Annotated in this window: 22 protein-coding genes, 1 tRNA gene and 2 pseudogenes; 9 read left to right on the plus strand and 16 right to left on the minus strand. The window is 70.8% G+C overall.

Annotated elements, in window-relative coordinates:
• Positions 1–245: 245 nt before the first annotated feature.
• On the plus strand, positions 246–824 hold the full coding sequence (locus tag ACIP4P_RS13235; RefSeq protein WP_350511067.1) for a TerD family protein: 579 nt from the start codon (positions 246–248) through the stop codon (positions 822–824).
• 183 nt (positions 825–1,007) lie between these two features.
• Positions 1,008–2,102 carry a DUF475 domain-containing protein gene (locus ACIP4P_RS13240; protein ID WP_400917426.1) on the plus strand — a complete coding sequence of 365 codons (1,095 nt, stop codon included), beginning with the start codon at positions 1,008–1,010 and terminating at the stop codon, positions 2,100–2,102.
• A 114-nt stretch (positions 2,103–2,216) separates the two neighbouring features.
• Here ACIP4P_RS13240 and ACIP4P_RS13245 read toward each other — a convergent pair whose 3' ends face one another.
• Positions 2,217–3,455: a DUF2637 domain-containing protein gene (locus tag ACIP4P_RS13245; protein WP_400917428.1), complete on the minus strand. Its 1,239-nt coding sequence runs from the start codon at positions 3,453–3,455 to the stop codon at positions 2,217–2,219.
• Between the two features lie 369 nt (positions 3,456–3,824).
• Here ACIP4P_RS13245 and ACIP4P_RS13250 point away from each other — a divergent pair, with 369 nt between their 5' ends.
• On the plus strand, positions 3,825–4,580 hold the full coding sequence (locus tag ACIP4P_RS13250; RefSeq protein ID WP_350511070.1) for a Tellurium resistance: 756 nt from the start codon (positions 3,825–3,827) through the stop codon (positions 4,578–4,580).
• An 87-nt stretch (positions 4,581–4,667) separates the two neighbouring features.
• On the opposite strand, the gene ACIP4P_RS13255 is transcribed toward ACIP4P_RS13250, so the two are convergent.
• Positions 4,668–5,975, minus strand: coding sequence for a TerD family protein (locus ACIP4P_RS13255; RefSeq protein ID WP_400917430.1), 1,308 nt, complete (start codon positions 5,973–5,975; stop codon positions 4,668–4,670).
• Positions 5,976–6,409: 434 nt separating this feature from the next.
• On the opposite strand from ACIP4P_RS13255, the gene ACIP4P_RS13260 reads away from it, so the two are divergent.
• The 3 genes from ACIP4P_RS13260 to ACIP4P_RS13270 all read left to right on the plus strand — a co-directional run bounded on the left by ACIP4P_RS13260 (position 6,410) and on the right by ACIP4P_RS13270 (position 11,203).
• The gene (locus tag ACIP4P_RS13260; protein WP_400917432.1) at positions 6,410–7,603 is read left to right on the plus strand and encodes an HpcH/HpaI aldolase/citrate lyase family protein; all 1,194 of its coding nucleotides are present in this window, start codon (positions 6,410–6,412) and stop codon (positions 7,601–7,603) included.
• 187 nt (positions 7,604–7,790) lie between these two features.
• The gene (locus ACIP4P_RS13265; protein WP_400917434.1) at positions 7,791–10,340 is read left to right on the plus strand and encodes a phosphoribosyltransferase; all 2,550 of its coding nucleotides are present in this window, start codon (positions 7,791–7,793) and stop codon (positions 10,338–10,340) included.
• Positions 10,340–11,203 carry an HAD family hydrolase gene (locus tag ACIP4P_RS13270; RefSeq protein WP_400917436.1) on the plus strand — a complete coding sequence of 288 codons (864 nt, stop codon included), beginning with the start codon at positions 10,340–10,342 and terminating at the stop codon, positions 11,201–11,203. Before ACIP4P_RS13265 ends, ACIP4P_RS13270 begins: the two co-directional genes overlap by 1 nt.
• A 201-nt stretch (positions 11,204–11,404) precedes the next feature.
• Here the strand turns inward: ACIP4P_RS13270 and ACIP4P_RS13275 are convergent, their stop codons facing one another.
• Positions 11,405–11,617 carry a zinc ribbon domain-containing protein gene (locus ACIP4P_RS13275; RefSeq protein WP_350511075.1) on the minus strand — a complete coding sequence of 71 codons (213 nt, stop codon included), beginning with the start codon at positions 11,615–11,617 and terminating at the stop codon, positions 11,405–11,407.
• A gap of 28 nt (positions 11,618–11,645) precedes the next feature.
• Entirely contained in the window at positions 11,646–13,046 is a 1,401-nt protein-coding gene (locus ACIP4P_RS13280; protein ID WP_400917437.1) for a hypothetical protein, read from the minus strand.
• Positions 13,047–13,156: 110 nt separating this feature from the next.
• On the opposite strand from ACIP4P_RS13280, the gene ACIP4P_RS13285 reads away from it, so the two are divergent.
• Positions 13,157–13,228 (plus strand) — tRNA-Val (locus ACIP4P_RS13285).
• Positions 13,229–13,307: 79 nt separating this feature from the next.
• Here ACIP4P_RS13285 and ACIP4P_RS13290 read toward each other — a convergent pair.
• The 3 genes from ACIP4P_RS13290 to ACIP4P_RS13300 form a co-directional block, all read right to left on the minus strand.
• Positions 13,308–13,847 carry a tyrosine-type recombinase/integrase gene (locus ACIP4P_RS13290; protein WP_400917439.1) on the minus strand — a complete coding sequence of 180 codons (540 nt, stop codon included), beginning with the start codon at positions 13,845–13,847 and terminating at the stop codon, positions 13,308–13,310.
• Positions 13,831–14,424, minus strand: coding sequence for a tyrosine-type recombinase/integrase (locus ACIP4P_RS13295; RefSeq protein WP_400917441.1), 594 nt, complete (start codon positions 14,422–14,424; stop codon positions 13,831–13,833). Before ACIP4P_RS13295 ends, ACIP4P_RS13290 begins: the two co-directional genes overlap by 17 nt.
• Positions 14,425–14,735: 311 nt before the next feature.
• Positions 14,736–15,113 carry a hypothetical protein gene (locus tag ACIP4P_RS13300; RefSeq protein ID WP_400917443.1) on the minus strand — a complete coding sequence of 126 codons (378 nt, stop codon included), beginning with the start codon at positions 15,111–15,113 and terminating at the stop codon, positions 14,736–14,738.
• Between the two features lie 123 nt (positions 15,114–15,236).
• On the opposite strand from ACIP4P_RS13300, the pseudogene ACIP4P_RS13305 reads away from it, so the two are divergent.
• A pseudogene (locus ACIP4P_RS13305) lies at positions 15,237–15,425 on the plus strand (IS5/IS1182 family transposase); the annotation flags it as partial.
• A gap of 23 nt (positions 15,426–15,448) precedes the next feature.
• Here ACIP4P_RS13305 and ACIP4P_RS13310 read toward each other — a convergent pair.
• The 8 genes from ACIP4P_RS13310 to ACIP4P_RS13345 all read right to left on the minus strand — a co-directional run bounded on the left by ACIP4P_RS13310 (position 15,449) and on the right by ACIP4P_RS13345 (position 21,505).
• Positions 15,449–16,204, minus strand: coding sequence for an ABC transporter permease (locus ACIP4P_RS13310; RefSeq protein ID WP_400917445.1), 756 nt, complete (start codon positions 16,202–16,204; stop codon positions 15,449–15,451).
• The gene (locus tag ACIP4P_RS13315; protein WP_400917447.1) at positions 16,197–17,120 is read right to left on the minus strand and encodes an ABC transporter ATP-binding protein; all 924 of its coding nucleotides are present in this window, start codon (positions 17,118–17,120) and stop codon (positions 16,197–16,199) included. Before ACIP4P_RS13315 ends, ACIP4P_RS13310 begins: the two co-directional genes overlap by 8 nt.
• Entirely contained in the window at positions 17,113–17,742 is a 630-nt protein-coding gene (locus tag ACIP4P_RS13320; protein ID WP_400917449.1) for an ABC transporter ATP-binding protein, read from the minus strand. The genes ACIP4P_RS13315 and ACIP4P_RS13320 overlap by 8 nt, the downstream gene beginning before the upstream one ends.
• On the minus strand, positions 17,739–19,391 hold the full coding sequence (locus ACIP4P_RS13325; RefSeq protein WP_400917450.1) for a hypothetical protein: 1,653 nt from the start codon (positions 19,389–19,391) through the stop codon (positions 17,739–17,741). The genes ACIP4P_RS13320 and ACIP4P_RS13325 overlap by 4 nt, the downstream gene beginning before the upstream one ends.
• A 10-nt stretch (positions 19,392–19,401) precedes the next feature.
• On the minus strand, positions 19,402–19,950 hold the full coding sequence (locus ACIP4P_RS13330; protein ID WP_400917452.1) for a hypothetical protein: 549 nt from the start codon (positions 19,948–19,950) through the stop codon (positions 19,402–19,404).
• A gap of 44 nt (positions 19,951–19,994) precedes the next feature.
• Complete coding sequence (locus tag ACIP4P_RS13335; protein ID WP_400917453.1) at positions 19,995–20,579, minus strand: hypothetical protein; 585 nt, start codon at positions 20,577–20,579, stop codon at positions 19,995–19,997.
• Positions 20,564–21,127 carry a stage II sporulation protein M gene (locus ACIP4P_RS13340; RefSeq protein ID WP_400917455.1) on the minus strand — a complete coding sequence of 188 codons (564 nt, stop codon included), beginning with the start codon at positions 21,125–21,127 and terminating at the stop codon, positions 20,564–20,566. Before ACIP4P_RS13340 ends, ACIP4P_RS13335 begins: the two co-directional genes overlap by 16 nt.
• A gap of 96 nt (positions 21,128–21,223) precedes the next feature.
• Positions 21,224–21,505 (minus strand): hypothetical protein, encoded by a 282-nt coding sequence (locus ACIP4P_RS13345; protein WP_400917457.1) that lies wholly within the window; start codon positions 21,503–21,505, stop codon positions 21,224–21,226.
• Positions 21,506–21,803: 298 nt separating this feature from the next.
• Between ACIP4P_RS13345 and ACIP4P_RS13350 the strand changes: the two genes are divergently transcribed.
• A complete protein-coding gene (locus ACIP4P_RS13350) occupies positions 21,804–22,445 on the plus strand; it encodes a LuxR C-terminal-related transcriptional regulator (RefSeq protein ID WP_400917458.1) in 642 nt (213 codons plus the stop codon).
• A gap of 277 nt (positions 22,446–22,722) precedes the next feature.
• On the opposite strand, the pseudogene ACIP4P_RS13355 reads toward ACIP4P_RS13350, so the two are convergent.
• Positions 22,723–22,986, minus strand: a pseudogene (locus ACIP4P_RS13355) (IS4 family transposase); the annotation flags it as partial.
• Between the last annotated feature and the right edge of the window lie 133 nt (positions 22,987–23,119).

Here is a 23,119-nt window from a genome sequence, read left to right on the forward strand (position 1 = left end):
CCCGCCCCCCCCCCCCTCGTCTGCGCCACAATGTGCGCCCCCCGCGGGGGCCGCTTGTTTGGGGGGCTCCCGGGGGGGCCCCCCCCGCCCGTTGGGGCGGGCGGCCCCCGCCCCGGCTTCGTCGGGGCCCGGTGCGCTGCGAGGATGTGAGTTCAGGAAGTTCAGCCGGCCGAAGCGGGCCGGCCGGGGCCGCGGGGGACTAAACCTGTATGGCGCCCCGGGAGAAGCAAGGGAGGAAGAACACCATGGTGGTCACGCTCGCCAAGGGCGGGAACGTCTCGCTCACCAAGGCCGCGCCGAACCTGACGCAGGTCCGGATCGGCCTCGGCTGGTCCGCCCGTTCGACCACGGGCGCACCGTTCGACCTCGACGCGAGTGCCCTGATCTGTGGCGGCGGACGGGTGCTCGGTGACGAGTACTTCGTCTTCTACAACAACCTCAAGAGCCCCGAGGGCTCGGTGGAGCACCAGGGCGACAACCTCGTGGGCGGCGACGACACGGGTGACGACGAGCTGATCCTGGTCAACCTGGAGCTGGTCCCGGCCCAGGCGGACAAGGTGGTCTTCGCGGTCTCGATCTACGAGGCCGAGGCCCGGCTGCAGAACTTCGGACAGGTGCGCAACGCCTACATCCGGGTCGTCAACTCCGTCGACGGCCAGGAGATCGCGCGCTACGACCTGTCCGAGGACGCATCCTCCGAGACCGCGATGATCTTCGGCGAGCTGTACCGGTACGCGGGTGAGTGGAAGTTCCGCGCGGTGGGCCAGGGCTACGCCTCCGGCCTGCGCGGGATCGCGCTCGACTTCGGCGTCAACGTACAGTAAGGGCGTAAATCGGACTTATCGCACTCGACATCGATCGACGATCAGACGATCAATGGTCAACGACCGAACGATCATGAGAACAGAGGGCAGTGCGGGGGTGACCTGACCGGGCCCGGCCCGGTCAGGCGTCTCGGGACCAGGCCGCCCCCGACACGGCCAGAACCCGAAAGGTAGCCAACTCCCGTGTTCCTCCGCACATTCGGCTGGTCGTTCGCGATCACCGCCCTGGGCCTGATCGCGGCCGGACTGCTCTGGGGAGCCCAAGGCTTCGGCATCGTGCTGATCCTCTCCATCCTGGAGATCTCCCTCTCCTTCGACAACGCGGTGGTCAACGCCACGGTGTTGAAGCGGATGAACCCGTACTGGCAGAAGATCTTCCTGACGGTGGGTGTGCTGATCGCCGTCTTCGGGATGCGCCTGGTGTTCCCGCTGCTGGTGGTCGGCCTCACCGCGAAGCTCAACCCGGCGACGGTCATCGACCTCGCGCTGCACTCCGACCACACCCACGACGGCCTCACCTACGGCCAGTACCTGGAGGCGGCCAACCCGGCCATCGCGGCCTTCGGCGGCGTCTTCCTGCTCATGATCTTCCTCGACTTCGTGTTCGACGAGAAGGAGCACAACTGGCTGGGCTGGCTGGAGCGCCCGCTGGAGAAGGTCGGCAAGCTGGACGCGCTCTCCAGCGTCGTCGCCCTGGTCGCCCTGGTGCTGGCCTCGCGCTTCCTGGCGGCCGAGCACGCCGAAACCGTTCTGCTGGCCGGGGTGCTCGGCCTGATCACCTACCTCGCGGTCGGCGGCCTCTCCTCGATCTTCGAATCGGGCCTGGAGGAGGAGACCGAGCGCGAGGAGGAGGCCGAGAAGGCCGGCAAGTCGATCCTCCAGGTCGGCGGCAAGGCCGCGTTCTTCCTCTTCCTCTACCTGGAGGTGCTGGACGCCTCGTTCTCCTTCGACGGCGTGGTCGGGGCCTTCGCGGTCTCCAACGACATCTTCCAGATCACCCTGGGCCTCGGCATCGGCGCGATGTACATCCGCTCGCTGACCGTCTTCCTGGTCCGCAAGGGCACCCTGGACGACTACGTCTACCTGGAGCACGGCGCGCACTACGCGATCGGCGCGCTCTCGGTGATCCTGCTGGTCGGGATCAAGTACCACATCCCGGAGATCGTCACCGGCCTGATCGGGGTCGCCTTCATCGGACTGGCCCTGGGCTCCTCGATCCTGCGCAACCGGCGTGCGGGGGCCGGCGAGGAGAAGAAACTGGTCGGCAGCGAACGGTAGTTCGTCGACTGTGCGAAGCGGCCGCCCCCGGGTTCGTCCCGGGGGCGGCCGCTTCGTGTTCGTCCGCTCTGTTCCTGCGGTGGTGCTGCTCCGTCGTGGGCCCTCGGGCCGGGGTCAGCCCAGCTGCTGCTCGATCGCGCGCAGCTTGCGCTCCAGCGAGTCCAGCTTCGGCATCGACAGGGTGTCGTCGTCGGCCGTCAGGTCGATGGTCGAGCTGCGGTAGGACGAGGACAGCGGGTCCGTCGAGCCCGAGGTCGAGGACGAGCCCGAGGCCGAAGAGGTCGAGGACGTCGAGGACGTCGAGGAGTAGGACGTCGAGGAGTAGGACGAGCCGACGGCGGCACGCGGCCGGTAGCCGGAGTCCAGGGAGGCCGACTCCCGCAGGCCGGCCGAGGCGGACGAGCCGAGCGGGGCGGACGAGCTCGACGGGCTCGACGAGGTGTAGCGGTCCTGCGCGGTGGTGGAGGTGGCCTGGTCGCTCCCGGCGGCTAGGGCAGGCTCCGTAGCGCTCGGGCCGTCTCCGGCCGCCGTGAGCGCGGGCACCTGACGCCCGCCGCGGGCCCGGGAGAGCATGCCGCCCTGGCGGGAGATGGCCTTCAGCTCGGCCCGCTCGCGACGGTCCGCGGACCGGGCGCGCACCTTGGCGTCCATCTTCGCCTGGCGCTCCTCGCGCACCTCCTCGACCGCCTCGTCCAGGCTGCGGACGTTCTCCAGCAGCATCAGCGACCAGGCCGCGTAGGTCTCGCGCGGGGCGCGCAGCCAGCGGACGATGCGGATCTGCGGCAGCGGACGCGGCACCAGGCCCTGCTCGCGCAGGGCGGCCTTGCGGGTCTGCTTCAGCGCCCGGTCGAACAGGATCGCCGCCGAGATCGACATGCCGGAGAAGAACTGCGGGGCACCGGCGTGGCCGTCGCCGCGCGGGGCGTGCACCCAGTTGAACCAGGCCGAGGCGATCGCGAACACCCAGACCAGCAGGCGGGAACCGAGCGCGGCGTCACCGTGGCTGGCCTCGCGGACGGCGAGCACCGAGCAGAACATCGCGGCGCCGTCCAGGCCGAACGGGACGAGGTACTCCCAGCCGTTGGACAGGCCCAGGTTCTCGATGCCGAAGCCCACCAGACCGTGGAACGACAGCGCGGCCGCGACGCCGGCGCAGCAGAACAGCAGGGTGTACGAGGAGATGCCGTAGATCATCTCCTTGCGACGGCGACGCTCCTCGCTGCGCTCCCAGGAGTCGCCGGCCTCGTCCTTCTTCGAGCTCTTGAATCGCAGCGTCGCCATCAGGATGGCGACGAACAGCAGGGCTGCGCCGCCGACGACGGTCCAGACCAGCTGTATGGAGGTCAGGTTCATTGCGGGTCGGGCCTCGGGTTTCCGCAGGGGACAGGTACACGGTGCGACACAGGCGGTCAGGCCCCGTCGTGCGGGCATCGCCTGACGGTTCGTTCGTCACCGCACGGCGTGCCCACCGCGCCCGCGCAAGGGCGGACGGGACACCTGTGCGGCTAGACGATATCGCGTCCGAAGGGGCGGCATGTTACGGGAGGGCGGCTTCCCGGGGCCAATCGACCCACCGGTTCGGGGCACGGCTGCGCGGGAACACCCCGGCGGGGTAGGGAAAGGGGAAGTCCGGGTATCCGTCGGCCGGGTGGATGCCCGATCATGGACCGGCGGATCGTCAGACGGCCGGACCCGGCCGCGGAGGCAGGGGGAGAGGACGGGATGGTCTCGATCTGGGAGTACCTGCGCGGGGACAAGAGCTACACCTTCGACAACCCGGGCGGGCAGCACAAGGTCACGCTCACCAAGTCGGCGCCGCAGCACGCGATCACCGGCTCCGCCGCCACCACCGGCTACCTCTACGTCAACCTGCACTGGACCATGCGTTCCGGCGCCAACCGGCCGAGCACCCGGGACACCGTCAAGCGGTTCTTCAGCCCGCGGATCTTCCGCCCGCTGGAGCCGGACTCGCCGGGGAGCAACGAGCAGCTGAACGTCGACCTCGACCTGGCCTGCATGTACGAACTCTCCGACGGCACCCGGGGCGTGGTGCAGCCGCTCGGTGAACTCTTCGGCGACCTGCGGGAAGCGCCGTACATCAAGCTCAGCGGCGACGACCAGTACGGGGCGCCGTCCGGCGAGACGATGTACGTCAACCTGGAGAAGAAGGACAAGTTCAAGCGGCTGCTGATCTTCGTCTACATCTACGACGGCACCCCGGCCTTCGAGCAGACCCACGCGGTGATAACGATCGTGCCGCAGACCGGGCCGCGGATCGAGATCAAGCTGGACGAGCGGGCCCGGGCGGCGCGCTCCTGCGCGGTGGTGCTGATCGAGAACGGCGGGGACAACCAGCTGACGGTGCGTCGCGAGGTGAGGTACGTCAACGGGTTCCAGGCGGACATCGACCGGTTGTACGGCTTCGGGATGCAGTGGCAGCGGGGGTACAAGGGGCAGCAGCCGGGGGGCGGGGACTGAGCCCCCCCGGCTCGGCGGGGCCCTACCAGGTGCGGGCTCGGTGGGGCCCCACCGGGTGTGACTCGGCGGGGCTTCGGTGTCGGCTGCTCAGTGGGGCTGGAACTGCGGGCCCTGCGGGGGCAGTGCGAACTCCTCGCCGGTCGGCGTCGGTGCCGGTGCCGAGGTCGGGGGCTGCGGCGGGACGGGCGGCTGCTGACCGGTGCCGGGCTGCTGCTGGTGCGGGTAGCCGTAGCTGCCGGGGTGCGGCTGCTGGTGCGGCGCCTGGGGGTAGCCGTAGCCGGTGCCCGGCTGGGGTTGGGGCTGCGGCGGGTAGGGCTGGTTGGGCTGCGGGTAGCCGTAGCCGGTCGCGGGCTGGGGTTGCTGCGGGTAGCCGTACCCGGTGCCGGGCTGCTGCTGGGGTTGGTGCTGCGGCTGGTGCGGCGCCTGGGGGTAGCCGTAGCCGTCCGGGCGGTGCGCCGGCGGCGCGGGCGGGGCCTGCGGGGCCGGGGGGACGTTCGGGGGCACGGTGGGCGGGGCCACCGGCGGGGGCGGGGTCGACGGTGCGGCGGGCGGTGCGGTGGCCGGGCCGCTCGTGGCGGGTGCGGAGGTGGGTGCGGACGCGGACGTCGACGCGGGAACGGGTGCGGGCGTCGAGGCCGGAGCCGGGGTGGCAGGAGCCGCCGGGGACTGCGCCGGAGCCTGGGCGTGCGGGACGGCCGGAGTCAGCGTGAAGGTGCCGGGCTCGGGCCGGGTCTCGGAACGCGGGTCGGGCAGCGGGGTGGCGCGCGGGTCGACCGCGCCGGTGGGCGTCGCGGTGGTGGCGGACACGGGGGCCGCTGAGGCTGCCGGGGCCGCCGGATCCTCCGCCTCGTCGTCGACCGTGATGCCGAAGTCGGTGGCCAGGCCGATCAGCCCGGAGGTGTAGCCCTGGCCGATCGCCCGGAACTTCCAGCTCCCGTTGCGCCGGTAGAGCTCGCCCGCGACCAGCGCGGAGACGTTCTCGGCGTCGGCGATCGCGAACTCGGCCAGCGCGGGCGCGCCTTCACCGCTCGCGGCGTCGAACAGCAGCAGCCGCAGCCCGGGGACGGCGCGGAACGGGCCGCCCTCGGAGGAGCCGGCCAGCACCACCCGGTCCACCTCGGCGGGCAGCTTGGCGAGTTCGACCTCGACCGTGTCGATGATCTCGGCGCCGCCGGAGGTGTGCTGCTTGGGCAGGTGGCGCACCATCCCGGAGGGGTGCCGCGGCTGGTTGTAGAAGACGAAGTCGGCGTCCGAACGGACCTTGCCGTTGGCGCCGAGCAGCAGCGCGGATGCGTCCACGTCCGGCGCACCGGGCGTGGCGCTCCAGCGCAGCACGGCGCGGACCGCCGCCGCCGGCAGTGCGATGTTGGCGCCCTTGGCCATCACGTGCGTCATAGCGGACCATCCTGCCTGTTCGCCACCCCTTCGGACAACGTGACCGGGACCGTCGGTACGGGGGTGGACTTTGCCAAGAATTGCGCCGGACCGAGGTTTGCGGGCGAGGTCCGTCCGATCGTCGGGTGACGGGTCCGAGCGGACCCGGCGCGCTGCGTGACCCGGACGGGACGTTCCGGGCGTCGGGCCGGGCGTCGGACCGGACGTCCCGGGAGTCGGGCCGGGCGTCCCGGGAGTCATACCGGATGTTCCGGGAGTTCAGTGCCCCGACGCCGGGAACGGCCGGAAACCGTTCGTACGATGGGCGTTCGATCAGGTCTCCGGGGGCCGGCTCCGGGGCCGGTGGGGGAGTCCGTCCGCGGTGTGACCGGGTGGGACCGGGTGCGACCAGGTGGGACCGCGGGCCGGGGGCCGACCATCCCGAGGAGGGCACCTTGCGCCATTTCGGCCACCTCGCCGACGACGTCCGCTCCCGGCTGTTCCTGGAGCAGCCGCGGACGTTCACCGCGCGGAGCGAGCCCGCGGTGCTCGCCACCGCCCTCGGCGGCACCCTCTACAGCCCCGCCACCAGGCCCGTCCTGGCCGCCGACATCCGGAAGCAGGCCGCGCGGGGCGTGGTCTCGATGGTGCTCTGCCTGGAGGACGCGATCGCCGACCACGAGGTGGACGCGGGCGAGCGGAACCTGATCGAGCAGCTGACAGACCTGGTCAATGATTTCACCGACTCGACACAGGAACACCCCCTTCTCTTCATCAGGGTCCGCGCCGCCGAGCAGATCCTCGACCTGGCCGAACGGCTCGGTCCGGCCGTCGGACTGCTGAGCGGCTTCGTGCTGCCCAAGTTCACCCCGCAGAGCGGCGGCGCCTACCTGACCGCCCTCGCCGCCGCGGAGGCCGCCACCGGGCAGCGGCTGTTCGCCATGCCCGTCCTGGAGTCGCCCGAACTCGCCCACCTGGAGACCAGGCGCGCCCACCTCCTCGGCATCGCCGAACTGCTCGCCGACCACCGCGAACGGGTGCTCGCCGTGCGGCTCGGCGTCACCGACCTCTGCTCCGCGTACGGGCTGCGGCGCTCGCCCGACCTCACCGCGTACGACGTGGCGCTGGTCGCGGCGGCGATCGGGGACGTGGTCAACGTGCTCGGCCGGGCGGACGGCACCGGGTACACCGTGACCGGACCGGTCTGGGAGTACTTCCCGGTGCAGGAGCGGATGTTCAAGCCCCAGCTGCGCCGCACCCCGTTCGCCGCCTCGGCCGGCACCGCCCGGGCCTCCGGCGAGGAGGTCCGCCGCCGGATCATCGAGCACGACCTGGACGGGCTCATCCGGGAGATCGAACTCGACCGCGCCAACGGCCTGCTGGGCAAGACCTGCATCCACCCCAGCCACGTCCCGGCCGTGCACGCGCTCTCCGTGGTCACGCACGAGGAGTACTGCGACGCCCGCGACATCCTCCGGCAGGAGCAGGGCGGCGGCGGGGTACTGCGCTCGGCGTACACGAACAAGATGAACGAGGCCCGGCCGCACCGGGCCTGGGCGGAGCGGGTGCTGCTGCGGGCGGAGGTCTTCGGGGTCGCCCGGGAGGACGTGAGCTTCGCGGAGCTGCTGTCGGCCTGTCTGTGCGGCTGACGTCCGTGGGCGTGGCCGTGGCCGCTGATCGCCCTGCGAACCGACCGGACGGCGTGCGTGGACCGGCCGACCGACGCGTGTGAAACCGACGAGCACCCGAGCACCTTGAGCACCCGAGCACCTTGAGCACCCGAGACCCGAGGCCCGAGCCCCGAGTACCCGAGCACCATCGAAGGCGGGACCAGCAGTGAAGAGAGCAGTACAGCAGAGCACGTGGACCGGGCGCTGGGTCGCCGAGCGGGCCGGGGTGGCGCTGACCGGGTCGGAGCGGCTGCCCGAACTCGTCGGCCTGGCCCTGCGCTCCGGCAACCCCAGGCGCGCCCACCTGCTGGTCTCCAGCGTGCTCGGCAAGCACGTCCCGCAGCGGCCCGCCGTGGTGCACGGTTCCGGGCTCGAACTCGGCCGCAGGGTGCGCGAGTTGCTCGGCCCCGAGGCGGCCGCGCGGGCCGTCGTCCTGGGCTACGCCGAAACGGCCACCGGCCTCGGTCACAGCGTCGCCGACGGCCTGGACGCGCCCTACCTGCACTCCACCCGCCGCCCCGTCCCCGGGATCCCGCCGCTGGGTGGCTTCGAGGAGGAGCACTCGCACGCCACCGGGCACCTGCTGCTCCCCTCCGACCCCCAACTCCTGGGCAGAGACGGCCCGTTGGTGTTGGTCGACGACGAGCTCTCGACCGGCCGGACGGTCCTGAACACCCTCCGCGAACTGCACGGCCGCCACCCGCGCGACCACTACCTCGTGGTCACCCTGGTCGACCTGCGCTCGGCAGAGGACCGGCGCCGGCTGGCCGCGGCCGCCGCCGAACTCGGCGTCCGGCTGGACGTGGTGGCCACCGCGAGCGGTGGCGTCGCCCTGCCCGAGGACATCGTGGCCCGCGCCGAGCGGCTGATCGCCTCGGTGCCCCCGGCCGCCCCGCCCCCGGCGGCCGACCCGGCCCCGCTGGTCCGGGTCGGACTGGACTGGCCCGCCGGACTGCCGGACGGCGGCCGGCACGGCTTCACCGCGCGGGACCGCGAACGGCTCGACGCCGTACTGCCCGCTCTGGCGGGGCAGTTGGCGGAGGCGCTGGAAGCGGACGTGCCGGATGTGGAGGCGCCGGGTGCGGAGGTGTCTGTTCCCGCGGGTGCGGAGGTGCCTGTTCCCGCGGGTGCGGCGGCGGAGCGGGTGCTGGTGCTCGGCTTCGAGGAGCTGATGTACGCGCCGCTGCGGCTGGCCGAGGCGCTCGCCCAGCGGCTCGGCGGCGACCGCGTCCGCTACTCCACCACCACCCGCTCGCCCGTCCTCGCCGTGGACGACCCCGGCTACGCGATCCGCACCCGGCTCGCCTTCCCCGCCCACGACGACCCCCAGGACGGCAGCTCGCGCGAGCGCTACGTCTACAACGTCGCCCCGGGCGCCGACGGGGTCCGCCGCTTCGACGCCGTGGTGCTGGTGGTGGACGACGTAGCCGACACGCCGGCCCTGCACCAGGGGGAGTACGCGCTGCTGCGCCAGCTGCGGCAGGTCACCGGCCGGGTGGTCCTCGCGGTGCTGCCCTCGCACCGGCCCGCGCGGCCGTCGTCGGGCCGGCCGTCGCTGCCCGCCCCGCTGTACGGACCGGCCTTCTCCTCGTACCGGCCGGAGGAGGTGGCCTGGCTGCTCAAGGATCTCTCCGCCGTCCCGCTCGAAGCCCCCACCGAGGAGCGTGAGGAGGCCGTCCAGAACGGCGGCGCCCACTACGCCGAGTCGCTGCCGGTCGAGTACACGCCGAGCCCCGAGTACCAGGAGCTGTTCCACCGGGCGCTGCACGGCTCCGCCGAACGGATCGCGCTGGCCGTCGGCACCGTCGCCGAGACGCTGCTGCGCGAGCGCGGCCCCGGCCTGGTGCTCGCCTCGCTGGCCCGGGCGGGAACGCCGGTCGGCATCCTGGTCCGCCGCTGGCTGGCCTTCGCCCACGGCCTGGACGTACCGCACTACGCGGTGTCGATCGTCCGCGGCCGGGGCATCGACCGGGTCGCCCTGCGCTACCTGGCGGCCCACCACCGGGCGGCCGACGTGGTGTTCGTGGACGGCTGGACCGGCAAGGGCGCGATCACCCGCGAACTCACCGCCGCACTGGCCGACACCGGCTTCGACCCGGACCTCGCGGTGCTCGCCGACCCCGGCCACTGCGTCCGGACGTACGGCACCCGGGACGACTTCCTGATCCCCTCCGCCTGTCTCAACTCCACGGTGTCCGGGCTGGTTTCACGCACCGTGCTGCGGGCCGGGCTGATCGGCCCCGAGGACTTCCACGGGGCCAAGCACTACGCCGAGCTGGCCGGTGGCGACGTCTCGGAGGACTTCCTCGCCGCGGTGTCCGCCCGGTTCGGGGCGGTCCGGTCCCACGCGGTCGAACAGGCCGGCCGACTGGCCGCCGACCCGGACCGCACGCCCGACTGGGTCGGCTGGGCCGCCGTGGAGCGGATCAGCGCCGAGTACGGGATCGACGACGTCAACCTGGTCAAGCCGGGGGTCGGCGAGACCACCCGGGTGCTGCTGCGCCGGGTGCCCTGGCGGGTGCTGGCCCGGCGCGGCGTCGGCGCCGACCTCGACCACGTCCGGCTGCTCGCCGCGCAGCGCGGGGTCCCGGTCGAGGAGGTGGACGAACTGCCGTACAGCTGCGTGGGGTTGATTCACCCCCGGTACAGTCGGGGGGCGACGGGCGCGAGCGGGCGGGCCGTGGCGGCTGCCCCGACGGTGGGGAGGGAGTCCTGATGGCCGGTGCCGTGGGTCCTGTCGGTTTTGCCGGCCCTACCGGCGCCGCCGATGTGCTGGTGGCCAGTGACCTGGACCGTACGCTCATCTACTCCGACCGGGCCCTGGCCCTGTCCGGGCCGGACCACCTGGCGCCACGGCTGCTCTGCGTCGAGCTGCTGGACGGGCGGCCGCTGTCCTACCTGACCGAGCGGGCCGCCGCCCTGCTGGCCGAACTCGGCCGCCGGGCCCGCTTCACCCCCGCCACCACCCGGACCGTCGAGCAGTACCGGAGGGTCAACCTGCCCGGCCCGCGGCCGACGTACGCGATCTGCGCGAACGGCGGCCAGCTGCTGGTCGACGACCGACCCGACCCGGACTGGCGCCACGAGATCACCGCGCGGATCGCCGCCGGCTCGGCGCCGCTGGACGAGGTGGTGCACCGGCTGGCGCTGAGCGCCGACCCGGAGTGGACCCACAAGCGGCGGATCGCCGACGAGCGGTTCGTCTACCTGGTCGTCGAGCGCGACCGGCTGCCCGGCGGCTGGCTGACGGAGCTGACCGGCTGGTGCGCCGAACGCGGCTGGCGGATCTCGCTGCAGGGCCGCAAGGTGTACGCGGTGCCGCAGCCGCTCACCAAGAGCGCCGCGCTCGCCGAGGCCGTCCGGCGCAGCGGCGCGGGCACCGTGCTGGCGGCCGGGGACTCGCTGCTGGACGCCGACCTGCTGCTCGCCGCCGACGCCGGCTGGCGGCCGGGGCACGGCGAACTGGCCGACAGCGGGTGGACCGCCCCCGGCGTCACCGCCCTCCCCGAGGTGGGGGTGACGGCGGGGGAGGAGATCGTCCGCCGGTTCCTCGCCGCCGTCCCGGCCCCGTCCGTCTAGGCCCTGTCCGGCCGATCTTGCCGGGCGCGCGACGCCGGGCATCCCGCCTGGACGCACGCCCGAATCGCCCAAGTACATCCAGTACGAGGCCGACTCGGGCGCACGCCCAGCCGGGCGCGAAGTGGGGGTACCTCCCGGCCGAAGGCTGGGGGAGCCGCGCGCTGATCCGCCAAGATCGGCCGGACAGGACCTAGCCGGCCCCTAGCCGCAGCACCCGCCGCCGCAGCAGCCGCCCCCGCTCGGGGCCTGCTGCGGCGCGCCGCCGGCCGCGCCGGTGACGGCGACGGTGGACAGCAGTTTCACGGTGTCCGGGTGGCCCTGCGGGCAGACGGCGGGGTCGTTGGCCTGGGCCATCGGGCGGCGGAGCTCGAAGGTGGCGCCGCAGGAGCGGCAGCGGAAGTCGTAGCGTGGCATACCGGCAGGGTACCGAGTGCCGGTCGCCTCAGCGCTGTTGGCCGAGATCGCCGCGGATCATGCCGATCACCCGGGCCGCCGTCTCCCGTACCGCCGCCAGCTCCGTCAGGAAGTGCCAGTAGTCGGGGTGCCGGCCGGCCGCCTGGAGGGTCGCCAGCGCGCGGTCCAGCCGGGCCACCGCCTCGTCCAGCGGGGCGGCGTGCCGCGGGTCCGGCGCGGTGCGGCCGGCCATCGCGAGGCGCTGGGCGTCCCGTACGGCGAACCGGGCGCGCTCCACCTCCCGGGTCGGGTCGTGCTGCACCTCGTTCAACTGCCGCAGCCGGTCGTTCACGGCGACCACCGAGCCGTCCGCGGTGTCCAACAGCGCGCGGACCGTACCGATCGCCGCCGTCGCGTCCGCCCAACGCTGCTCGTCCCGGGCCCGGGCGGCGTCCGCGAGCTTGCGCTCGGCGGCCCGGCCGGCCTCGGCGACCTGCTCCGGCACCCGCTGGAGGTCCTGCCAGCAGGCGGTGCTGAACCGGCGGCGCAGCTCGCTGAGCGCGGGATCGACCGTCGCCGCCTTGGTCTCCAGCGCCTGGATCCGGGTCCGCAGACTGGACACCCGCCGGTCCAACTCGCGGGCCCGCTCGGGCAACTGGGCGGCGTCCGCGGTGATCGCCTCGGCCCGCCGCCGGACCTCCTCGGCCCGGTGCAGCGTCGCCGCCACCCCGTGCCGCGCCGCACCCTCGTTCAGCCGCCCCAGCTCCGGCGCCAGCTCGGCCAGCCGGGCGGCCAGGTCGTCGGCCCGCAGCCCCGCGCCGCGCACCTCGTCCAGCGTCGTCGTCGCCCCGAGCAGCGCGCGCTTGGCCTGCTCGACGGCCGGGGTGACCCGCATCAGCTGCTGCTCGGCGTGCTGCAGGACGGGCTGGAGGCGGCGCAGGAAGTCCGACAGCTCGGCCCGGGCGGACCGGAGCTGACCCTGCACGTCCGCCAGCAGCCGACGGGCCTGCGCGGCCGAACCGGCGTCCAGCTCCTCCCGGTCCAGATCGTGGGCGTCCAGCGCGGCCAGGTAGTTCACCGTGACCTGCTCCACCCGGCCGGAGATCGCCGGCAGCTCGGCCAGCGCCCGCTCCGCCGCCGCCCTCTCCTCGGCGGCCCGGACGGTCTCCACCGCCAGCTGCAGCTCGCGCTGCGTCTCGTCCAGCTCGTAGAACGCCTCCTGCGCCGCGGCCCGCGCCTCCCGGGCCTCCGCCCGCACACCGTCCCCGCCGCCCCGCCGCCCCCACCAGCCACCACTGCCCGCCGACGCCAGCACCACCGCCCCCAACGCACCCGCCAGCACCACCGGCAACACCAGCGCCTCGCCCAGCGCACTCCCCGCCCGCCGCCCGCTCCCGCCGGCCACCGCCACTGCGCGCTCCCTGCTCCGACCCGGCTGATCCGCGCCCATTCTCCCCGATCCCCCCTCCCCACCGGCACCCCGGCCCTCGCCCCGCGCCACACCAGCCCCCAGGACCAGGTACCCTGGGCACTCGTCGTGCGCCCACCGGGCCACGCCGGGGGCGCGTAGCTCAGTGGTAGAGCGCTGCTCTTACAAAGCAGATGTCGGCGGTTCGAAACCGTCCGCGCCCACAGCAAACATGCAGGTCAGAGGGCCATGGTGTCAGCTCGAAGGAGCTGGCACCAGGGCCCAAAACACATTTAGAACACATCACGCCGCGGGGGCGTTCGCAGCTGCCTCCAGCGCAGCGACTTCGGCGGCGAGCTTGGCCGCCTTCTTCTGCGCCTTCTCGGCCTTCTTCTTCGCCAGCTTGAGCACCTTCGACCGCTGGCTGTCGAGCCGGTCCGACACCTCGTCCAGACGGTCCGGCCAGAGGTGACCGTACGTGTCCAGCGTCAGAGTCGCGGTCTTGTGGCCGAGCATGGTCTGGACCACCTTGACGTCGGCGCCGCTTGCGATTGCCAGGGAAGCCGCAGTGTGGCGCAGCTTGTGGAGCGTGATGCCGAGGGCTGCGAGGCCGGCGGACTCTAGGGCCTTTTTGAAACGTCGGCGCGTAAAATTGCCGACAATCAACGTCCCACCCTCGGGGGCAGTGAATAGAAGGTCGTCCGGTTTGCGGTCAGCCATCAAGAGTTCGAGTTCCTTGAGGAGAAACGCAGGTACCGGGACCGAGCGGCGTTCATGGTTCTTCGGGGTGTCGAGGTATAGCCCGGTCTTGTCTCGACTCCACGTTTCAGCAATCCCGTACACGTCGGGTGGCGAGATTTACACGGCCTACCGTGATCGCGGTTGCCTCGCCCCAGCGAACCCCCGTGTAGGCAAGGAAGAGAATCAGGGTTCGGTACTCGCCGCAGGCGTCGGCCAGGTCTTCTACCTGCACATTGTCCAGATAGACGTGCTCTGGCGGGACATAGCGCGGGAGCGGGATTCCGATCGCCGGGTTGTAGGCGATCCGGCGAGCTCGCACTGCGTAATCCAGCACGCCCTTAAGGACGACGTGGATCTTTCGAATGGAACTGGCCGACAGAGCCTCTCCATTGGCCACGGAGTCAGCGAGGATGCCGCCGAGCCACTTGGCGATGCCATCGAACTGAATCCTTGCAACCGACGTCGTCCCCCATTTGAGAAGAACGTAGGTGTCAAGCGCGATTCGGTACCTAGTGCGGGTTGAACGCTTCGCATTGAGCTTGGAGGTGAACCATTCTTCGGCAATTTCCGCGAACTTCGTGCGGCCGGCCGATGGGTCTCGATAGGTTCCATTGCCAAGTTTTTCCTCCATCTCAGTTCGAGTGACCTCGGCATCGACCGTGCGCTGGACGGTCTTCATGCGAGCCTGGCCGTCCGGGTCGTACCACCGAACTCGATACCTGCCAGGGGCTTTACGGCCGCTGGACTTCGCTTTTGCTACTGCCGACTTGAAGTCGGCATGGTTGACGCGGTCCTCTATCCATACGCGGGACATATATCACCTGGATCTGCCTTGCAGTCTTCATGGTCATCTTCATTCCTTCTTTCTGCCCGTTCGAATGTGCGACCTGTGTCGCATTTCGGGTTTCATGGTTTATCCCCCCCGCACACGTCTCAATGACGACACTGTGCGGGGGAGGGAGCCAGAGCTTGGCGGTGTCGTGCCGGAGCTCAGGCCGGCCGGGGGATCGGTCGAACGCCGAGGGCGGGGTTGCTCGGCAGGTATCCGTGGCGGACGCCGAGTTCTAGGGCGCGCTTGAGAGCAGCGAGGGCGCTATTGATCGCGGCGACGCTCGGCTGGCCGTCGGCGTGCAGGGTTGACATCAGGCGCTCGACGTCTGCTCGGGTGATCGTGATGGCGATCCTGTTGCCAAGGCGAGGCAGCACGTGGCGGTCGAGTGGCCCGCGGTTGGGGAACGTTGATGCTCCCGGCTTGGCGGACCGTACCGGCAGGGACGACCAGCGATCGACCAGGTCGCCAAGTGTCAGCGGCGCCCGGCCGTGGGCGATGTCGGCCCGCATGGCCGCCGCGAGTTGGGAGGTCGGCACGCTCAGGCTGTGGGAAGTCCCCGATGCGTCGCGCCAGCGAAACCATCATGTCCGGTTCGGCGGGAGGCCGCGCGAAAAAGGACCCGCCACGAGCAGGCACCTCGCCGTGCGGCCGACCCAACCTCCTGGTTGGGACGGTGCAGACGGTTGGCACGCGACTACGAGCGCAAGACCGCGCACGCCGAAGCGATGATCAAGGTCGCCATGATCCGCCTCATGGCCGCCCGCCTCGCCGACGAGACGATCGAACCCCGCGGCCCCATCGAGACCGAAGCAGCACGCCGCCTCGCCGACGACCTCAAGAACGAGTGATCACCCGATTATCCAACAATTTCTCAGACGTTCTTCGTACGCAGGCTCCACCATCCGAGGACGATGGCGGCCGCGGTCCACAGCAGCATGACGAGACCTCCGGCCATGGGCGGCAGGTCGCCGCTCTCCTGGTGGATCTGCATCAGGCGCAGGCCGGCACGGTCCGGGAGCAGCCGGCTGTAGGGGCGGAGCCGGTCCGATACGCCGAGCGTGCCGGAGAGGACGAAGAAGAGCGGCAGGAGGATGCCCAGCGCGGTGAGCGTGCGGCGGACCATGATGGCCACGGCTGCGGAGAACGCTGCCAACAGGGCGAAGTAGGCGGCGTTTCCCAGACAGGAGCGGATCCCCTCGGGGGTGAGGAGCAGGGTGCTGCCGTGGGTCAGTGTCGCAGTGCCGAGTGCCACGGAGAGCATGCCGGAGAGCAGGCCGCAGCCGAGGCCGACGAGGGCGAGAGTGATGAGTTTCGCGGTCAGGAAGGTTCGGCGGTCGGGTACGGCGGCCAGGGAGATCCGGATCAGGCCGGTGGTGAATTCGGATCCGGCGGCGCGGACCGCGAGGATGACGATGGCGAGCTGGCCGAACTGCACTCCCGTGCAGGAGAGGCCCACAGGGTCGAACGCTTCCTGCTGTTCGGCGTCGAGTCCGCGATAGTCGGAGCCCAGTAGCGCGCAGACCAGGATTCCGAGGAGGGTGGTGGTCAGGACGGCTGTCGCCGCCAGCCAGTAGGTGGAGGAGACAGAGCGGAGCTTCAGCCACTCTCCGGCCAGGGCGTCACGCATGGGTCGCCTCCGTGGCCGGAATCCGTGTGACGTACTCGGCGGCCTGTTCCGTGAGGCTGAGGTACGCCTCTTCCAAGGTTGTTCTCACCGGGGCCAGTTCGTGGATGGGGAAGCCGTGCGCGGCCGCGAGGTCGCCGATCCTCTCGGCGGCCAGGCCGGACACTACGCATTCCCGGCCCTGCTGGGAGAGCTCGCCACCGGCACCGGTGATGACCGGCGCGAACTCGTCGATCCTGGGGCAGCGCAGTCGTGTCCGGGGGCTGCTCAGGTTGGTGAGCTGGTCGACGGGACGGTCTGCGAGCAGGCGACCGCGGCCGATCACCAGGATCTGATCGGCGGTGACCGCCAGTTCGGAGATGAGGTGGCTGGAGAGCAGTACCGTGCGTCCTTCACGAGTGAGCCGGCGGAGGAGGTCGCGCAGCCAGCGGGTTCCCTCGATGTCGAGGCCGTTGACCGGCTCGTCCAGGATGAGTACCCGGGGATCTCCGAGCAGCGCGGCCGCAAGGCCGAGCCGCTGGCGCATTCCGAGCGAGTAGCCACCGACCTTGCGCTTGGCCGCAGGCGTGAGACCCACGAGTTCCAGGACCTCGGCCGGCCTGTGGTTCGGCAGTCCGTTGGTGCGGCCGAGCCATTGGAGGTGGGCCAGGGCGGAGCGCTGGGGGTCGGCCGCGGATCCGTCGAGGAGGGCGCCCACGTCGGTCAGTGGTCGGGTCCGGCCCTGGTAGGGGCGTCCGCCGATGGTCGCGGTGCCGGAGTCCGGTGTACTGAGACCGAGCAGGATCCGCATCACGGTGGACTTGCCGGCGCCGTTCGGGCCCAGCAGGCCGGTGACCCGGCCAGGGAGGGCCTGGAACGACAGGTCGTCGAGGACGGGGTGGTCGCCGTAGCGCATGACCAGGTTCTTGACCTCAATCACCGCACACCGCCGGGGTCGGCCGATCGAGGTGCACGGTCAGATCGACGACGTCTGCCAGAGGGTCCACCAGGTGGGAGGTGAGGACGACGGTGCGTCCTTCCAGCCGCCATTCTCCGATCATGTCCCGTACCTGTCGTACCGCCTGGTCGTCGAGTCCGTTGAGCGGTTCGTCCAGGAGGACCAGAGCGGGGTCGTGGGCCGTGGCGACGACCAGGCCGAGCTTCTTCCGTTGCCCGAGGGAGAGATGACCGGCCAGTTGGTCTCGTCGCTCTCCGATTCCCAGGCGATCGGCCCGGTCGGCCAGGTCCCCGGACCGGCGTCCCCACAGACCGGCTGCGAGGGCGATGTGCTCGCCGACCGACAGGTAGTCGTAGAGGGGGTGGGGCTCCTGGAGATACCCGGTGCGCTGACGTGCGGCACGGTCTCCGGCCGGGTGCCCGTCCACCAGGACGTCTCCCTCGTCCGGTCGGTGCAGCCCGGCGAGCACGTTCAACAGGGTGCTCTTCCCGGACCCGTTGGGGCCGGCGATCCGGACCACGTGGCCCGGATCGATGCGCAGCGTGAGGTGCCGGAGCACTTCGGCATCGGATCGGCGAACGGTCAGCGACTTGATGTCGATCACGACGATCTCCTCGGGTTGACGAACACACGGGCGGAGGGGAGTTCGGCGTCGCGGACCTTGGCCAGCGTGACAACGAACGCGACGAGGAGCGAGACCTCCGCGAGGGCACCGGTCCAGTCGGCCGCGGACCCGGAGAGGAACGTGTAGGAGGCCAGGCAGCCCGCGGTGGCCGGTGACAGCAGGACTATCGTCAGGATCCCCTCGACGATCTCCGCGGATCCGTGGCGCTGTACGCGGCCGTTCTCGAAGCGCTCGGTCCGCGGAACGGCATACCAGGTGAGGACCAAGCCGCCGCCCGCGCCCAGGGCGACGACCGGAAGCGCGAGTGCCACCGGTAGCCATGCGCTGCCGGAGGTTCCGCACAGCACGGCGATCCCCAGGTAGCACGGCGATGTGATCGTCAGGATCCCCAGGGCGGCCGCACCGGTCCGGGCCGCCGGCCAGGCCCCGGAGGGCAGTGCAGTCTGCCGGAGGAGCTCCCACGTCCGTGGTTCGGATTCGATGCCGCATACCTGCACGACTTCGCTGGTCGCGACGAACGCGAGGGTCACCAGGACGCCCACGAGCGCGGGAACGGGAAGCTTCCAGGGCGCCTCACCGAGGCGCGCAACGGCGGCGATGCATGCGGCACCGACCAGCAGACTGAAACGGTGCAATCGGGCGGCTCCGCCGACCACCGCAGGATCGGCCCGGTTCAGCCGGAGCCAGGCCAGACGCAGCACCATCGTCTGTGCGCCCGACGGAGTCGGCGAAATCCTGCCGATACCGCCTCGGTAAAGCCCCGGTTCCAGGCCGCTCCGGCGTGGTACCTCGGCGTGTTCCACAGTCCGGACCCGCCGTAGGGTCGTGGTGACGAGAGCAGCGGCCGCCACGCTGTAGCCGACGGCGGTCCACGGGGCTGCACCGGGGTCGAAGAGGTCTGCCCACAGTGCGGGCCGTCCTGTCGCGAGGATGCCCTCGACCCGTCGGGCCGCGAAGGTGCTCGCAGTGTCGGGGGCGTCGCCGAGCGCCCGGAGGACAGGGCCCACCCACGCGCCCGCGATGGCGCCGCCCAGCACGGCCAGTACACAGCGCTGGAGATGGGCCACCCGGACCACCGGCCGCATCAGCCAGGCGATCAACAGCATGCGCATGAGGGCGCCGCTGTAGAGGACCCCGGCCAGGTTCAACAGGACGGGGCAGAGGAGAGCCGTGCCCGCCTGGGACGAGGTGAGCCAGGGGACCGCGATCGCGGCGCCGAGCGCGCAGCCAGCGGTGGCCACCGCAAGACCGGGCACGATCAGACGGGCCGTCACCAACATCGGAAGGCTCACCGGAAGTGTGCGGAGAACCTCACGGTCGCGGGGTGCGACCAGGCTGCGGGCGGTGGCCGGGTCCGCGTGGAGCAGCTGGATCAGAAGGTAGGCCGCCGAGGGAGCCCAAAGCCATGCGGAGACCTCGGTCGGCGAGGCGGTCACGGGAGAGATGGTGCCCAGGACGCCGCCCAGCAGGGCACACACGCCGACGGCCGCCGCCGCACCGGTGGCGATCAGGGTCACCACCAGCAGGCGCCGCTGGTCTGCCGAATTCGACAGCCCCAACTGCATGTTGAGCTGCCGACGCACGTCGGCGGCGACCAAGGCGGAAACAGCCGTCAGCCGACGTCGCACCGCCGGAACCCTACGCATCGCCATCGTCGCTTTCGGAAGCGCTCGTTCGCCGCCGCACACTGCCGCGTGCGGCGCTCTGGGCGGGCGTCAGCACGGTGGCCGCGACCGAGGCCGCTATGAACACGGCGCCGATCGTGTGCAGACCTGCGGCCGAAGGCATCTGCTGTCCGACCATGGCCAGCGGTGTCCACCACAGGATGCCGCCGACGATGAGGACGACGCTTCCCGATCCGGCGACGGCCACCAGGAGGCCCAGCCCGATGAGGACCACCCCCGACGCGAGCCACAGCACATTCATCAACTCGGCGATCTGCATCACCTGATGAGGGTCACTGCCCACTGCTCCGGGTTCCGACAGGATCTGCAGGGTTTCGTCGGCCGTACGGCGGAACCAAAGGAACCGAACCATCGCGAACGCACCGGCCAGCACCGCGCAACTACCCGCGACCACACGGACCCACGGTCTGGCCAGGCCGTCGACCAGCGCGACCCAGCACCGGATCGACCAGTGCAGGAAGCGCCGGTTGCCGACAACCGTGAACAGAAAACGCGTGAACACCGGCTCTCACTCTCTCAGTACGTCATGAAGGTCGTGACCAGGGCCTAGAAGGCGGCGAGCAGGAAACATGCCGCGGCGAAGACGCCACCGAGAGCCCCGCCGACGAACAGCGCCTTTCGGAGCGGAAGTTCGCACAGCCGCCAGGCGATGACCACCGAGAGCGGGAGCATCAACAGGACACCCGCGTCGGCCCGGGTCACCGAGGGCACCGCGGAAGCGACCGGGCGGGCTGACAACAGCCCGACCAGCAACCAGCCCCCGGCCCGCAGCGCCACGAATCCGGCCCATCCTAGAGCGAACGCCCGGCGGGCACGGGCGAAGTCCCTGGTCCCGCCGATCCAGCGGGCGAGCCCAGCTCCCAGCGTGCCCATCACGGCCATCAGGACGCCGACCGTGGCCAGATTGCCGATCGTCACAGCGGTCCAACTGACGGCGGCTCCGATAGTGATGGCACCCGGTGCGGTGTCGGGCAGGCGATCGGCGATCTCCCCACGCAGGGACGCCCAGATCGGCATCGAGAAACCTGCTACGAGGACGAGTAGCGAAACGACTGTCCAGGTGTGTCCCCGCCGTGAGAGCAGCCACAGCTGCTGTTGCCGGTCAGGTTCCGATGTCAGGTACTGATCCATGTCTCCACCCCCGCAGCTACCGTCAGCATCACCAGGGACAGCCCCCACAGCCGCCCCGAATCGGTCATTCCCACACGCCAGTCGGTCCTCCCCGCTCCAACAACGGTTCGCCATAGGGATGGCAGCGGCACCAGGCCGGCACCCACGGCGATTCCGATGGCCAAGAGCTCCAGCAGCATGTGCGGCATGACATGCCGGACCACGGAACCGAGCCCCAGGACAGGCAGGGCCTGTCCCCAGCTGAAGCCGGCCATCGCGCCGATGGCGAGAGCCACCGCTGTTACTCCGATACCGGCGGTCAGCAAGCCTGACAGCCACAGCGCGGACGCCACGCCCACGTTGCGCAGCAGGATCTCGGCGAACAGGTCCACTCCCGGCTCCGGCCTGACTGCGGCAAGGTCGTCCGGTGGCGGGCCGCAGTACCACCAGCCTGCGGCGAAGGATGCGGACCAGATCAGGACTCCGGCCGCCAGCACACCGCGTCGGCGGTGCCACAGGCTCGGTTTCGCCGTCCCGACGGCACCGCGCGGCTTCCCGTTGCCCATCATCCCCCGGTCCTCGGCTGTTCCGTGTCCCACCTAGAATCGGACCGAGGCCGGGGTGCCCGGCTCCAACGGGCACCCCGGCCTCAACCCTGTTGCCGACTACGCGACTGCGGCCTTCTTGCCGCCGGACTTCAGCGCACGCTTCAGCCCCCAGATCACGACCGAGCCGACCGCGAGGCCACCCGTTACCAGGCCGACGGCCGACGCGACGTCCATCCCGGTGTCGATGGCCCGCCACACCGAGCTGGCGCTGTCCTCGCTCATCCCCAGAACACTCTTGAGGAAGTTCGGTGCTGCGACCGCAGCAACCATCAGCGCACCGAAGACGGCGGCCGGAAGAGCAGCCGCGCGTACGGCGCGAGGCATCACACTCTGACTCATCGTTTCCCCTTGTCGGGTCTCAACGGAGCATGCCCCGGTCCCGCGGATCATCCACGGGCGGCGAAGCTCCCTGCCCTTGATCCTTCCGCCCCGTTCAACGGGATTCCAGAGCTGAACAGCAGGTGTTCACCCCGTCGGGCGGCTGGCTCGACCCCGTCGCCCGACGGGGCTGGTCTCCTCCTGACGAACGAGGCAGGTGAACGACTGGGCGAATGTTTCTTGCTCGCATACGAATCGGCCTAGGATTGCCGTGCGGGTGGTATGGCACGGGGCTGCCGCCCGCCTTTTTTGGGGGGACATGTTCCGCATTCTGATAGCAAGCGATGAAGGTCTCGTGCGATTGGGCCTTCGCCTGATCATCGAGGGAGAGGGGGGTGTCGAGGTGGTGGCTGACTGTCATTTCGCGGAGATCGGCACGGTCGCAATGCGCGAGAGGCCTGATCTGATCATCCTGGATCTGGGTCAGCGGGCGACCGGCCTGCCAGCCACCGTCGCGGAATGGACGACATCACCACAGGGGCCCGGAATTGTCGTTCTGGCGCCACGGGAATCGCATGAGCTCCTGTACGGCGCCTACGGCCATAAGGTCGCCGGCTACCTTACTCGCGACACTCCGGGACGACTTCTCATTGATGCGATCCGGGTTGCCGCCGCTGGTGGCAAAGTTTTCTTCCCCGGTGTCGAGCAGATGGTGTCACGAGAAGAACGGGCAGCCGCCGTTGTGAAATTTCCCAGGCAGCTCAACGGTAGGGAGCAGGAGCTCCTCCTGTGTCTGGGGCGCGGGATGACCAATGCAGACATAGCGATCCATCTTCACTTGAGTCCGGCCACCGTGAAGAACTACGTGAGCGACCTTCTGGCCAAACTGGAGGTCAAGAACCGAACCCAGGCGGCTGTGCTCGCAGAGCAGTACGGCGTCGTGGTAACCGCTTCCCGGTGACGCGCTGTTGTGCACGGATAACCCACCTCTGTGGGCAGAGTTAACCTCGTCGAAGTCCCGCCACGGTCCATGAGGCTCAATCAGTTCGGCCTTGAACGTGTGTGATTTAGGTTGTTTCCGGCAGGTCGGGCTGGCTTTGGTTGGCCCGACCAGGTGACGGCGGCAGGAGCGGTTCGGGGTGGACCGTGATGCTTGGCGCACTTCAGGGCCCACCTGGACATTTTGCGCTTGATGACACGGAGGGCTGGCGCGTAACTGCCGTACTGACAAGAGCCGTTCAGTGATCTCGCGCTGGCTGCGGGCGAGGGTCAGAGCGAGCAATGAGGAGGGAAAGCGCTGCCTGGGCGGTGACCTGGCGGCGGGCGACTCGCAGGGTGCGCGTAAAGGAGATCCGGTCCGGATCGCAGTCCGTCCGGTGGGCGGCCTGGTGCATCAGGTCACGCAGGGCGCGGTGGACCAGCAGGAATGCCAGGATCTCTTGTTCCACGCCGCGCGGGTGCTGGGAGCGCAGGACGAGGCGCGGGCCGCCCTGGTGGGTCTTCTGCGGTGGTGGGGGGGGCCGCCCCCCCCGCGGGGGGGGGGGGGGGGGGGGGCCCCCCCCACCCCACATGGATGTAGGTGGGGGGGGGCCGCCCCCCAACCAGAAAAGCGGTTAGCGAGAAAACCCAGCCCCC

The organism is Kitasatospora sp. NPDC089509, from assembly GCF_044749365.1.
In the GTDB taxonomy this organism is placed as follows: Bacteria; Actinomycetota; Actinomycetes; order Streptomycetales; family Streptomycetaceae; genus Kitasatospora.

What these genes read in the sequence shown, in the direction of transcription:
- ACIP4P_RS13235 (WP_350511067.1), top strand. Translation starts at nt 246, where the DNA reads ATGGTGGTCACGCTCGCCAAGGGCGGGAACGTCTCGCTCACCAAGGCC.
- ACIP4P_RS13245 (WP_400917428.1), bottom strand. Translation starts at nt 3,455, where the DNA reads ATGAACCTGACCTCCATACAGCTGGTCTGGACCGTCGTCGGCGGCGCA.
- ACIP4P_RS13250 (WP_350511070.1), top strand. Translation starts at nt 3,825, where the DNA reads ATGGTCTCGATCTGGGAGTACCTGCGCGGGGACAAGAGCTACACCTTC.
- ACIP4P_RS13255 (WP_400917430.1), bottom strand. Translation starts at nt 5,975, where the DNA reads ATGACGCACGTGATGGCCAAGGGCGCCAACATCGCACTGCCGGCGGCG.
- ACIP4P_RS13270 (WP_400917436.1), top strand. Translation starts at nt 10,340, where the DNA reads ATGGCCGGTGCCGTGGGTCCTGTCGGTTTTGCCGGCCCTACCGGCGCC.
- ACIP4P_RS13275 (WP_350511075.1), bottom strand. Translation starts at nt 11,617, where the DNA reads ATGCCACGCTACGACTTCCGCTGCCGCTCCTGCGGCGCCACCTTCGAG.
- ACIP4P_RS13280 (WP_400917437.1), bottom strand. Translation starts at nt 13,046, where the DNA reads ATGGGCGCGGATCAGCCGGGTCGGAGCAGGGAGCGCGCAGTGGCGGTG.
- ACIP4P_RS13295 (WP_400917441.1), bottom strand. Translation starts at nt 14,424, where the DNA reads ATGAAGACCGTCCAGCGCACGGTCGATGCCGAGGTCACTCGAACTGAG.
- ACIP4P_RS13310 (WP_400917445.1), bottom strand. Translation starts at nt 16,204, where the DNA reads ATGCGTGACGCCCTGGCCGGAGAGTGGCTGAAGCTCCGCTCTGTCTCC.
- ACIP4P_RS13335 (WP_400917453.1), bottom strand. Translation starts at nt 20,579, where the DNA reads ATGGATCAGTACCTGACATCGGAACCTGACCGGCAACAGCAGCTGTGG.
- ACIP4P_RS13340 (WP_400917455.1), bottom strand. Translation starts at nt 21,127, where the DNA reads ATGATGGGCAACGGGAAGCCGCGCGGTGCCGTCGGGACGGCGAAACCG.
- ACIP4P_RS13345 (WP_400917457.1), bottom strand. Translation starts at nt 21,505, where the DNA reads ATGAGTCAGAGTGTGATGCCTCGCGCCGTACGCGCGGCTGCTCTTCCG.
- ACIP4P_RS13350 (WP_400917458.1), top strand. Translation starts at nt 21,804, where the DNA reads ATGTTCCGCATTCTGATAGCAAGCGATGAAGGTCTCGTGCGATTGGGC.